At 72.3% G+C, this 11,811-nt stretch carries 11 protein-coding genes and 1 pseudogene; 6 read left to right on the top strand and 6 right to left on the bottom strand.

Going from position 1 to position 11,811, the window contains the following annotated elements; genetic code table 11:
* A pseudogene (locus AB0I76_RS12580) lies at positions 1-240 on the bottom strand (hypothetical protein); the annotation flags it as partial.
* The gene (locus tag AB0I76_RS12575) at positions 237-1,856 is read right to left on the bottom strand and encodes an MFS transporter (protein WP_357033896.1); all 1,620 of its coding nucleotides are present in this window, start codon (positions 1,854-1,856) and stop codon (positions 237-239) included. The gene AB0I76_RS12575 and the pseudogene AB0I76_RS12580, both read right to left, overlap by 4 nt.
* Positions 1,857-1,943: 87 nt before the next feature.
* Between AB0I76_RS12575 and AB0I76_RS12570 the strand changes: the two genes are divergently transcribed.
* The gene (locus tag AB0I76_RS12570; RefSeq protein WP_357033894.1) at positions 1,944-2,783 is read left to right on the top strand and encodes a DUF3027 domain-containing protein; all 840 of its coding nucleotides are present in this window, start codon (positions 1,944-1,946) and stop codon (positions 2,781-2,783) included.
* 19 nt (positions 2,784-2,802) lie between these two features.
* Here AB0I76_RS12570 and AB0I76_RS12565 read toward each other — a convergent pair whose 3' ends face one another.
* Complete coding sequence (locus tag AB0I76_RS12565) at positions 2,803-3,051, bottom strand: DUF2530 domain-containing protein (RefSeq protein WP_357033892.1); 249 nt, start codon at positions 3,049-3,051, stop codon at positions 2,803-2,805.
* Positions 3,052-3,140: 89 nt separating this feature from the next.
* Between AB0I76_RS12565 and AB0I76_RS12560 the strand changes: the two genes are divergently transcribed.
* From AB0I76_RS12560 to thpR, 5 genes are all read left to right on the top strand, one after another.
* Positions 3,141-4,607 carry an NCS2 family permease gene (locus tag AB0I76_RS12560; protein ID WP_357033890.1) on the top strand — a complete coding sequence of 489 codons (1,467 nt, stop codon included), beginning with the start codon at positions 3,141-3,143 and terminating at the stop codon, positions 4,605-4,607.
* A 117-nt stretch (positions 4,608-4,724) separates the two neighbouring features.
* The gene (locus tag AB0I76_RS12555; protein ID WP_357033888.1) at positions 4,725-5,174 is read left to right on the top strand and encodes a MarR family transcriptional regulator; all 450 of its coding nucleotides are present in this window, start codon (positions 4,725-4,727) and stop codon (positions 5,172-5,174) included.
* A gap of 63 nt (positions 5,175-5,237) precedes the next feature.
* Positions 5,238-6,518 (top strand): MFS transporter, encoded by a 1,281-nt coding sequence (locus AB0I76_RS12550; RefSeq protein WP_357033886.1) that lies wholly within the window; start codon positions 5,238-5,240, stop codon positions 6,516-6,518.
* A 67-nt stretch (positions 6,519-6,585) separates the two neighbouring features.
* On the top strand, positions 6,586-7,089 hold the full coding sequence (locus tag AB0I76_RS12545) for a hypothetical protein (protein WP_357033884.1): 504 nt from the start codon (positions 6,586-6,588) through the stop codon (positions 7,087-7,089).
* Positions 7,090-7,099: 10 nt separating this feature from the next.
* Positions 7,100-7,678, top strand: a complete 579-nt coding sequence (gene thpR, locus AB0I76_RS12540) for an RNA 2',3'-cyclic phosphodiesterase (protein ID WP_357033882.1) — start codon at positions 7,100-7,102, stop codon at positions 7,676-7,678.
* Positions 7,679-7,700: 22 nt separating this feature from the next.
* Here thpR and AB0I76_RS12535 read toward each other — a convergent pair whose 3' ends face one another.
* The 3 genes from AB0I76_RS12535 to serC form a co-directional block, all read right to left on the bottom strand.
* Positions 7,701-8,687 (bottom strand): aldo/keto reductase, encoded by a 987-nt coding sequence (locus AB0I76_RS12535; RefSeq protein WP_357033880.1) that lies wholly within the window; start codon positions 8,685-8,687, stop codon positions 7,701-7,703.
* Positions 8,688-8,744: 57 nt separating this feature from the next.
* On the bottom strand, positions 8,745-9,821 hold the full coding sequence (sepH, locus tag AB0I76_RS12530; RefSeq protein WP_357033878.1) for a septation protein SepH: 1,077 nt from the start codon (positions 9,819-9,821) through the stop codon (positions 8,745-8,747).
* A 185-nt stretch (positions 9,822-10,006) separates the two neighbouring features.
* Positions 10,007-11,134, bottom strand: a complete 1,128-nt coding sequence (gene serC, locus AB0I76_RS12525) for a phosphoserine transaminase (protein WP_357033876.1) — start codon at positions 11,132-11,134, stop codon at positions 10,007-10,009.
* Between the last annotated feature and the right edge of the window lie 677 nt (positions 11,135-11,811).

Below are 11,811 nucleotides of genomic sequence, written 5' to 3'. Positions count from 1 at the left end.
GGGTATTCTTGGTTTTTTTTGGGTTAGGGGTTGGTTAAAACCCCGCCCCCGGCCGGCGCTGACCCCGCCCGGGAGCGGCCCCCCGCGGGCCTGGGCGCGCCCTTCGTGGGGGGGGGTCGCCGCACCGGCGACGGCCGCGCCGACGCCGATCGCCACCACGGTCGTGGCCGGGTCCGCCAGGCCGGCACGGACCGCATCGGCCTCGGCGGGCACGGCGGTGACCACCAGCAGGCCCGTCACGACAGCGGTCCCCGCGTCTCCCGCCGGGTCTCGTCGTCCGTCCCGCCCCCGCCCGGACCGCCGACGGCGGAGGAGGGGCGGTAGATGTGGTACCCGGGCGGGGCGAGCCCCGCGTCCCCGGAATCGTCGGAGGCGGGCGCCGGTGAGGTCGGGGCCGGGTCCTCCGCGGCCGGGCCGACGTGCGCCGGATCAGTCGGGTCGGACTCGTCCTCGGTCAGTTCGTCGTCGGCCAGCGGGCGGCCCTGCAACCGCTCGGCGCGCAGCCGGCCGGCCATCACCACACCCCGGGCAGCGGCCAGGGCGGCCACACCGGCGGCGACGGCGATGCCGATCCGGCCGTCGAACGGCACGAGCCCGAGGCCGCCGCCGGCCACGAAGGCGAGCATCAGGACCGTCTCGGAATGCGCGAAGGAGCTGGCCCGCAGCCGCTCCGGGATGCGTTCCTGGATGGAGGCGTCCACCGTCAGCTTGGAGATGCCGCTGATCAGGGCGGTAACCAGGCAGAGCAGCGCGACCATCGGCAGCGAGAACTTCAGGGCGGCGAGCACGGCCACCCCGGCCACGATGACGATGCCGCTGGACTGGATGGCGGTCGGTCGGTGGATGCGCAGGCGGGTGCCCACCGCGGTGGCGAGGAAGCTGCCCACCGCGAGCGCGCCGCCGACGAGACCGAGGGCTCCCTCGTCGCCCAGGTCCCGGCCGAACACCACCGTGGTCAGGTCCCCCGACTTGATCGCGAACGCGAGGAAGAGCAGCAGGAAGCCGTACACCGCGCGGAGCGTCGCGGCACCGACCAGGGTGGCGATCACCAGCCGGCCGGCGGGACGGCCCCGGCCGAGGGGCCGGTCCCCGGTACGCCGCCCGAGCGCCCGCAACGGCCGGGGCACCCGCTCCGGTGGCTCCGAGTCCGCCTTCGGCGGCAGCCGCAGGGAGATCACCATGCCCACCAGGAAGATGACCGACGCCACGCGGAGCGGCCACTGCGGCCCGAACCAGAAGGCCGCCAACCCGATCGGTGCGACCAGCGCGCCGGCCACCGTCCCGTACACGCTGGCCCGTGCGCCGACCTGGGACAGCCCCAGCCCCTCCGGAAGCAGCCGGGGCACGGCGGCCGAGCGGGCCACCCCGTACGCGCGGGAGAGCGCCAGCACCCCGAACGCCGCCGGGTAGAGGCCGAAGCCGTGGATGTAGTCGGAGATCAACCAGGCCAGGAAGGCCCGGCCGAGCATCGTGGCGGCCAGCGCGTAGCGGCGCCCGTGCCGGAAGTGGTCGAGCAGCGGGCCCACCACCGGAGCGAGCATGGCGAACGGCACCATGGTCACCAGCAGGTAGAGGGCGACCTTGCTGCGCGCCTCGCCGAGCGGGACGCTGAAGAAGATCGTGCCGGCCAGCCCGATGGCGATCAGCGTGTCCCCGGCGCACGAGACGGCGTGCAGGTCGAACAGGCGCACCATGCCCACATCGCCGCCGGCGCCCCGGGTCCGGGCCCGTCCGGCCCGGCGGGTCATCCACCGGCCACTGCTCAGCGAGCCGCGGAACAGCAGGCGGACGGCCTTCACGCCCGTGCCGACGGTCCGCCCCAGGACGGACCGCTCGGGGCGGGAGAACAGCGGCATGTGCACCATCCTCGCCCATTCGGCCCGCACACGCCGCACCACCGCCCGAGAACCTCTGGAGGGAGTGCCTGTCGGCGAGCCGTACGCATGGGGAACAATGGTCGGGTGACCAGGCCCGCCTCCGCTCGTGCCGCCCGCCTCGACCAGGTCTGTGCCGCCGCCGTCGACGTGGCGCGCGACGCCATCACCGAGGTCGACCCCACCGACGTCGGCGACCATCTCCAGGCGGTCGCCGAGGGCGACCGACTCGTCACGCACTACTTCGAGTGCCGGCTCGCCGGTTACCGCGGGTGGCGTTGGGCGGTCACCGTCACCCGGGTACCCCGCAGCCGTACGGTGACGATCTGCGAGACCGTGCTGCTGCCCGGCCCGGACGCGCTGCTGGCGCCGGGCTGGCTGCCCTGGCAGGAGCGGCTCAAGCCGGGCGACCTCGGCCCCGGCGATCTGCTGCCCACGCCGGCGGACGACGAGCGGCTCCAGCCCGGTTACCTGCTCTCGGACGACCCGGCGGTCGAGGAGACCGCCTGGGAGCTCGGGCTCGGCCGGGCGCGGGTGCTGTCCCGGGAGGGGCGCGCCGACGCCGCCCAGCGGTGGTACGACGGTGACCACGGCCCGTCGGCGGCGATCTCCGTCTCCGCCCCGGCCGCCGCCCGCTGCGGGACCTGCGGCTTCTACCTGCCGCTCGCCGGTGCCCTGCGGCAGTCCTTCGGTGCCTGCGGAAACTTCTACGCGCCTGACGACGGTCGGGTGGTCAGCGCCGACCACGGCTGCGGCGCCCACTCGGAGACGCTGATCGAGGCCGGTGAGTCACCGGTCGAGGAGATGCCCACGGTCTACGACGACAGCGCGGTGGAGGCGGTCTCGGTGAGCCGGGCGCCGGGTTCGGTGGAGGCGGCCGAGCCGGCGGAGCCGTACGGGCACTCCTGACGCGACAACCGCCCGTTGATCAGCGGGCGGCGCGGCGGCGACGGCGATTGGCGTCGTGCCGCATCATCGTGGCGAGACCGGGGAAGCCCCACAGGAAGCCGGCGAGGCAGGTCCACAGCCAGTTCTCGTGATCGTTGTCGGACAGCCAGTCCCGGAAGAACACCAGCAGCACCAACCCGGCGACCGCCCAGGCCGCCATTCCGGCGAGGGCGAAGGGCACCATCGGCGGGTCGAGCGGCTCGGGCCGCGGCTGCTGCTGCTTCGGCACGGGGCAAGCGTACGCGATCAACTTTCCCTGTCCGTCGCTCATCTGGGACGATGCGGCGCGACAACGGATGATCACCTGCGAGGGATTCGATGGCAGTAGCCCCGCCCGAGAACGGCCCACCGTCCGCAGCGCCGCGGAACGGTTTCGACCGGTACTTCGAGATCACCGCCCGCGGCTCGACGATGAGTCGCGAGGTCCGAGGTGGTCTGGCGACCTTCTTCACGATGGCGTACATCGTGGTGCTCAACCCGCTCATCCTCGGTTCGGCCGTCGACGGCGACGGCCAGAAGCTCTCGATTCCCGCTCTCGCCGCCGCGACCGCGCTGGTCGCCGGCGTGATGACGATCCTGATGGGCGTGGTCGGCCGGTTCCCGCTGGCGCTGGCCGCCGGCCTCGGCGTGAACGCGCTGGTCGCGTACGAGATCGCCCCGGAGATGACCTGGGCGGACGCCATGGGTCTGGTGGTGATCGAGGGTGTGATCATCGCGGTCCTGGTGCTCACCGGCCTGCGGACCGCGGTGTTCCGCTCGGTGCCGACGCAGATGAAGACCGCGATCGGCGTCGGCATCGGCCTGTTCCTGACCATCATCGGCCTGGTCGACGCGGGCTTCGTACGCCGGACCGAGGGCAACACCACCGTGCCCGTGGGCCTGGGCATCGGCGGCAAGCTGGTCAGTTGGCCGATGCTGGTCTTCGTGGTGGGTCTGCTGCTGACCCTGGTGCTGGTGGTCCGCAAGGTCAAGGGCGCGATCCTCATCGGCATCCTCGCCTCGACCGCGCTGGCGATGCTCGTGGAGGCGGCGGGGAACATCGGTCCCTCGTTCGTCGACGGCAAGCCCAACCCCAAGGGCTGGGCGCTGAACGTGCCGGAGCTCCCCAGCACCGTGGTGGATCTGCCGGACCTGTCGCTGCTCGGCAACTTCAACGTGCTCGACTCGTGGGGCCGGGCCGGCTGGGTCGTCGTGCTGATGTTCGTCTTCACCCTGCTGATCACCGACTTCTTCGACACGATGGGCACGATGGTCGCCGTCGGTCAGGAGGGCGGCATGCTCGACGAGCGGGGCACGCCGCCGCGGGCGAAGGAGATCCTGCTGGTCGACTCGATCGCCGCGGCCAGTGGTGGTGCGGCGAGCGTCTCCAGCAACACGTCGTACATCGAGAGCGCCGCGGGTGTCGCCGAGGGTGCCCGGACCGGTGTGGCCAACCTGGTCACCGGCGTGCTCTTCCTGCTGGCGATGTTCCTCGCGCCGCTGGTGGTCGTCGTGCCGTTCGAGGCCGCGTCCACCGCGCTGGTCGTGGTCGGCTTCCTGATGATGACCGCGGTCCGCACGATCGACTGGTCGGACTACGAGATCGCCATTCCGGCGTTCCTCACGATCGTCCTGATGCCGTTCACGTACTCGATCTCCAACGGCATCGGGGCCGGCCTGATCACGTACGTGGTGGTGAAGCTCGCCAAGGGCAAGGCACGCGAGATCCACCCGCTGCTGTACGGCGTGGCGGCACTCTTCGTGCTGTACTTCCTGCGCGGACCGATCGAGTCCGTGGTGCTCTGACGCCTCGCTCCGGGCCGGCGTCGAACCGGACTACCCGGCCCGGAGCAGGGCAAACCTCCTCGTGAGCATGGTCATATCGCATGTCGTTAGCCAGGCTCATTAGTTATGCTAACTATCGTGACGGAGCGGACGGTGACGGCTCACAGCGTGCCACCGGCGCAACTGGCACCCCAGTTGCGTGATGCGATCATGCGGCTCAACCGGCGGGTCCGACAGACCCGGCCGGTCGGCGACCTCACGGTCACCCAGCTCTCCGCGCTCACCAGCCTCCGGCTGGCGGGCGCGCTGACGCCCCGGGAACTGGCCGAGGTCGAGCGGGTGCAGCCGCCGACGATGACCAAGATCGTCGGGAAGTTGGAGGAACGCGGCCTCGTGCGGCGTACCCCCCACCCGACCGACGGCCGGCAGGTCATCCTCGCGGCGACCGAGGGGGGCGAGGCGGTGCTCGACCAGTTCGAGCGCGCTCGCGACGAGTGGCTGGCCCACCGGCTGGCCGAGTTGAGCGACGAGGACCGGGACACGCTGCATCACGCGGCGGAGATCCTGCACCAGCTCGCCCGCGCCTGACCCGCGCCACCGCGCCCGCGCCGTCCGACGGCGATGACGCGTACGCGAGGAGGCGCACCAAGAGTGCAGGCGAAGCTGAGCACGATGTTCCAGTCCCTACAGGTCCGCAACTACCGGCTCTTCGCATCCGGGCAGCTGATCAAATTGATCGGCGTCTGGATGATGTTCATCGCCCAGGACTGGCTCGTCCTCGAGCTCTCCGACGACTCGGCCACCGCGCTCGGCGTGGTCATCGCCCTCCAGTTCACCCCGGTCCTGCTGCTCACGCTGCTCTCCGGCCGGCTCGCCGACCGGTACGACAAGCGGATGCTGCTCTTCGTCGCCAACGCCTTCTGGACGGTGCTGGCACTCGCCATGAGCGTCCTGGTGATCACCGACCTGGTGCAGCTGTGGCACGTCTTCACCTTCGCCGCCCTGCTCGGCGTCGCCAACGCGGTCGAGACCCCGGTGCGGCAGGCGTTCGTCTCCGAGCTGGTCGGCACACCGCTGCTGCCCAACGCCCTGTCCCTGAACGCGGCCGTGTTCAACTCGGCCCGGATCATCGGGCCGGCCCTCGCCGGGCTGGCCATCGCGGCCTTCGGCGTCGGCCCGGTCTTCCTGGTCACCGCGCTCAGCTCGGTCGCCCCGCTGGTCAACGTGATCCGGCTGCGTCCGGCCGAGCTGCACCGGGACGCCCTGCTGCCGCGCGACGAGCGCGCCTCGGCCAAGGTGGTCGACGGGCTGCGCTACGTCTGGGGCCGCCCCGACCTGCTGCTGCCGATGGTGATGATCTCGGTGATCGCCACGGCACTGTTCAACTTCCAGCTCACGCTCGCCGCACTGGCCAAGACCGTCTTCAACACCGGTGCCGCCTCGTTCGGCCTGTTCAGCAGCGCGCTGGCGGTCGGTGCCCTCGCCGGGGCGCTGGCCGGCACCAGCCGGCGCAGCCGGCCGTCGGTCTGGGTGGTGCTGGGTGCCGCCGTCGCCTGCTCGACCTTCGGCACGCTGGTCGGGCTCGCCCCGGCGTACTGGCTGGTCGTGGCGCTGCTGCTCCCCACCGGGTTCTTCATGGTGTTCTTCGCCCAGGCCTGCAACCAGCGGATCCAGCTCGGCACGGACGCCGCCTTCCGGGGCCGGGTGATGGCCCTCTGGGTGCTCGTCTTCCTCGGCACCAACCCGGTCGGCGCGCCGGTGATCGGCTGGCTCGCGGAGACGTACGGCGCCGGGGCGAGCATCTGGATCGGTGGCCTGATCTCACTGGCCACGGCCCTGCTCGCGCTCACCTGGCAGCTGCGCCGGTCCGGCGCCCGCCTGCGCTTCCGCATCCTTCCGGCCCCACGCTTCTACGTCACCTCCCCGGAGTGACATAGCGGCGTCCGTGGATCAGGGCAAATCGGTGGCGGGGGCGCGGCCAGCGGCTTAGCGTCGATCCGTGGAGGTCGGACGGGGACTGGTGCTCGCCCTGGCGGTCCTCGCCGTGCTCGGCCTACCGGTGCTCGTCGCCGTGGTCTGCTGCGCCGACGAGCTGCTGGACCGGGTCGTCTGCGGGTTCGCCGACTGGCGGCAGGGCCGCCGCGACCGCCGCACCATCGACCGGCTGAACCGGGCGATCGATGCCGACACCCTCACCCGGGACATCGACATGAGCGGCTTCGACCGGCCCGACCGCCGGCCGCTGGAGACGCTCGCCGCCGACCTCCGCCGCATCGGTGGCCGGCGGGGCGGCGGACGCGCGGTGGTCTGGCACGGCACGGTCCTCCAGGCGTACGACGACCGGCTCCGGATGGCCTGTACCGCGCTCGGCATCCCCCAGCACCTGGGCGAGCTGACCGGTGTCGACCGGGAGATCGAACGGGTCCGGGTGGAGGGCCTGCTGCACGACGCCGGGCTGACCCTGCCCGCCGCCCGGGCCGAGCACCGGCTGCGCCACCCCTGAGCGGGTCGCGGTGAGGCTCTTCGTCGCCGTGTACCCGCCGGCCGAGGCCGTCGCGCACCTCGGCGAGCAGGTCGCCCGGCTGCGGCTCGGCACGGCCGCGGCCAACGGCACCAACGTCCGGCTCGCCGACCCGGCCAACGCCCACGTCACCCTCGCCTTCCTCGGCGACGTCGAGGCCGACCGGCTGATCGCGGTGGAGAGCGCACTGGGACTGGCCGCCGAGTGGTTCCGCGACGGCCGGGCGTCCACGCCCCGGCTCCGGCTGACCGGCGGCGGGCGCTTCGGGCGGAACCGGTTCACCGTCGTGTGGGTGGACCTCGGGGGAGACGTCGAGGCCATGAACGTGCTGGCCCGCCTGGTCCGGTCCCGGCTGCGGCACGGCCGCCTCCCGCACGACGAGAAGCCCTTCCGCCCCCACCTGACCGTGGCCCGACCCGGTGACCGGGTGCCCGCCGAGGACGTGGCCGCCGACGTGGAGACCCTGCGGGCGTACGAGGGGCCGGAGTGGCCGGCGACCGAGATGGTGCTCGTCCGCAGCCACCCCGGCCCCCGGCCCACCTACGACCGGTTGGCCGCCTGGCCCCTCTGACCCTTCCGGTGCGGCGCCTCCGCTACCAGGCCCACGCCTCCGGGCCGGGCCCGCCGTTGCCGATCGGCGGGAAGAGCTCGTCGAGGCGCTTCGACGCCGCGTCGTCGAGGGTGACGGTCAGGGCACCCAGCGAGCGGTCCAGCTGCTCGGTGGTGCGCGGGCCGATGATCGGCGCGGTCACGCCGGGCCGGGAGAGCAGCCACGCCAGCGCCACGTCCGCCGGGTCGTGACCGAGGTCGGCGCAGAGCTTCTCGTACGCCTCGATGGTCGGCCGGTGCGCGGCCAGTGCGTCGGCGGCGCGGCCGGAGGTGCCGCGCGCCGCCCCGCCCTCGGCCATCTTGCGCAGCACGCCGGAGAGCAGCCCGCCGTGCAGCGGCGACCACGGGATGATGCCCAGGCCATGGTGCTGCGCGGCGGGTACGACCTCCAGCTCCACGTGCCGGGTCAGGAGGTTGTAGATGCACTGCTCGGACACGAGACCGAGGAAGTTGCGCCGCCCGGCGGCCTCCTGCGCCACCGAGATGTGCCAACCGGCGAAGTTGGACGATCCGACGTAGAGCACCTTGCCCTGGGCGACCAGGGTCTCCATGGCCTGCCAGATCTCCTCCCACGGCGTGGTGCGGGAGACGTGGTGCATCTGGTACAGGTCGATCGTGTCGGTCTGGAGACGGCGCAGCGACCCCTCGCAGGCTCGCACGATGTGCCGAGCGGAGAGCCCCTGCTCGTTGGGCCAGTCGCCCATCTTGCCGTAGACCTTCGTGGCGAGGACGACCTTCTCCCGCCGGCCACCACCCTGGGCGAGCCAGCGGCCGATGATCTGCTCGGTGACGCCCTCGCCGGTCTGCCACCCGTAGACGTCAGCGGTGTCGAAGAAGTTGATGCCGTGCTCCAGGGCGCGGTCCATGATGGCGTAGCTGTCCTGCTCGCTGGTCTGCGGCCCGAAGTTCATCGTGCCGAGGCAGAGGCGACTGACCGACAGACCGGTCCGGCCGAGGTTCGTGTACTCCATCGGTCCACCCTGTCACGCGGGCACTTCGAGTGCCCACCACCAGGGTGGACCGAAGGGTCAGGAGGACTCGCGGGCCGCGGGGCCACTGCCGAACAGGACGTCGTCCCAGCTCGGCAGGCGCTTGCGCGGCTTGCCGCCCTCGGTGGACTCGCCCGCCGCGGCGGCCGGCGCACCCGTGCGGCGGGGCCGGAGCACCGCGAGCGACGGCACGGCCGGCACCTCCTTGGGCGCGTCCGAGTCGTCGTCGAAGGCCGAACCCTGCCCACCGCCGAGGAGCGCCGCGGCACCGCCGCCCATCGCCCGCTGGCGGGGCGAGTCCGACCCGGCCAGAGCGGCCGGCGTACGCGGCTCCATGCCCCGGCCCGAGGTGGAGCCGAGCGGCCGGTCGAGCGAGGCCAGCAGGGCATCGCGGCCGGCGCGGATCGGGTCGCGGCCCGGCCGGGCGTGCTCCCCGGGAGAGGGCAGGCCGTGACCGCCCCGACCGGGCTCGGAGCGGGATTGGCCGGGCAGCGCGTGACCGCCCCGCTCCGGTGCCGGCTCCTGGCCGAGGATCGGGGTGGGACGCTCGGCGCACAGATACTGCGCCATGTCGTCATGCGGCGTGACGTTCTGCCGGGTCTTGTCGAGGTCCCAGACGGCCTGCGCGGTCGCCTTGCCCGACGGCCACGTGGCGACGATCCGCCAGGTGCCGTCGTCACGGCGCCACGCGTCCCAGGAGATCTTCTCGGTGTCGATCCCGTGCTGGGACAGCCGGCCGTTGACCACCTCGGCGAGCGGGGTGGGCTTCTCCGCACCCTTGAGCCGGGTGCGGCGCGCGTGCTGGGCGAGCATTGCCCGCTCCTGAAGCACCGGACCGGCGTAGCGGAGAACCCGGTCGACCGGCACGCCGGCGATGCGGGCCACGTCCTCTGCGGACTCACCGGAGCGGATCCGGGCCTGGATGTCGCGCGGCGAGAGCGAGGGCGCGATATCGGCGACGGCCGGGGCCGCCGCGAGCGGTGGCCCACCGGGCTCGGCGTGCAGGGCAGAGGCGATGCGCTCGTCGATGGGAAGGGCGAGCAGTCGCCCGACCTCGTCGGCGAGCACCAGTGCCTGGCCGTCCTCGGAGAGGGCGACGAAGCGTACTGGGCGCATAGCGTTGCCTCCGTCCCGCTTCGCTGGCCGCACGCCACGAGTCGGCCACCCGGGCGTCTCGCACCACCGTACGCTGTCCTGCCCCGAGGTGGGGGAAGCGACACCCGCATGTCGCGACTGAGCTGCGGCGATGATCACGGTCGGTGGCCGCCGGAGGCCCGGTGGCCACCGACCGTGACGGTAGGTCAGAGTCGCTCGACGACGTAGTCGATGGACGCGGTCAGCGCCTCGACGTCGGCCGGCTCGACGGCCGGGAACAGCGCGACGCGGAGCTGGTTGCGGCCGAGCTTCCGGTACGGCTCGGTGTCCACGATGCCGTTGGCGCGCAGCGCCTTCGCGATCGCCGTGGCGTCCACCTCGTCAGCGAAGTCGATGGTGGCGACCACGTTGGACCGCAGTGCCGGGTCGGTGACGAAGGGGGTCGCCACCGACGACCGCTCCGCCCAGCCGTACACGATGTTGGCGCTCTCGGCGGTGCGCTTCGCCGCCCAGGCCAGGCCGCCCTGCGAGTTCATCCAGTCGGTCTGCTCGGCGGCCAGGAAGATGGTGGCCAGTGCCGGCGTGTTGTAGGTCTGCTCCAGCCGCGAGTTGTCGATCGCGGTGACCAGGTCGAGGAAGGCCGGGATGTAGCGGCCCGACGCCTTGATCTCGGCGGCCCGATCCAGCGCGGCCGGCGACATCAAAGCCAGCCAGAGGCCGCCGTCGGAGCCGAAGCACTTCTGTGGGGCGAAGTAGTAGACGTCGGTCTCGCCGACGTTCACCTCCAGGCCACCGGCACCCGAGGTGGCGTCGACCAGCAGCAGGGAACCCTCGTCGGTGCCGGACACCCGGCTGATCGGCACCGCGACACCGGTCGAGGTCTCGTTGTGCGGGGTCGCGTAGGCGTCCACCCCGGCCTCGGCCACCAGCGAGGGCGCGGAGCCGGCCTCCGACTTGCGGACGGTCGGCTCGCCCAGGAACGGCGCGTCCTTGACGGACTTGGCGAACTTCGCGCCGAACTCCCCGAAGCTGGCGAACTGCGCCCGGTCCCGGATCAGGCCGAACGTCGCGACCTCCCAGAAGGCGGTGGTGCCACCGTTGCCGATGACCACCTCGTAGCCCTCGGGCAGGGCGAAGAACTCGGCCATGCCGCGGCGCAGCCGGGCGACCTGGTCGCGCACGGTCTTCTGCCGGTGCGACGTGCCGAGGTAACTCGTCGCCACGTCGGCCAGGGCGGAGACCGCCGCCGGACGGACCTTGGACGGCCCGCAGCCGAAGCGGCCGTCGGCGGGCTTGATCTCGTCGGGAATCCGGATGGTCGGTGCGTCAGCCACGGTTGTCTCGATCCTTCCACATGGGCGAGGGCGGGCCGGTCCGGCGACACTGCCGACCCTCATCCTCGCATTCCGGCCGACCACCATCGCCGCTGGTCCCACGCCGGGCCCTGAGGCGTACGCCACAGCCCGCTCCGCCCTGCCCTCGGCCCGCTGTCCCGGTCCGCTCCGCGGTCTCCGTCATGTCGCGGGGCGCAGTACCGGTTCCGAGACATGATCGACTCGACGTCATTGACGTCGGGGTGTCCGGGTGCGTTTTTCGACCCGACTTCAATGACGTCGAGTGGATCTACACCGGGGCGGGCCGTTGTCGCGGGATCCCGTCCGGATGCGACGCGGGTCTCCGATCACTGACTGTCATGGACGCCGTCGGTCACGGATAGTGATCGTCGGCCGGCAACCGCACCGCCCTGTCGGAGACTTTGCTCTGCACCCCTGGACGCGCCACCCGATTCACCTGGTCTTCTTCATTCGCTCGTGGCAGTCGTTGACGTGGCTTCGCTGCGCACGGTTACCGGCGCGCATTGGGGTGCAGAGCAAAGTGGGGAACGCGGTGGTGGGGCGGTCGAGGCAATCTCACCCGGAGTGACGATGGTGAAGGGCGCCGGCGCGCGACGGGTGCCGCCTGCGTGGCGGGCCGGGGCGGTGGCCGGTGGTGGGGCGTGGCGGGCCGAGCA

Origin of the sequence: Micromonospora sp. NPDC049799 (assembly GCF_040656655.1) — a bacterium.
In the GTDB taxonomy this organism is placed as follows: Bacteria; Actinomycetota; Actinomycetes; order Mycobacteriales; family Micromonosporaceae; genus Micromonospora.
The sequence above is the reverse complement of the archived record's forward strand: the minus strand, read 5'-3'. Positions and strand labels throughout refer to the sequence as shown.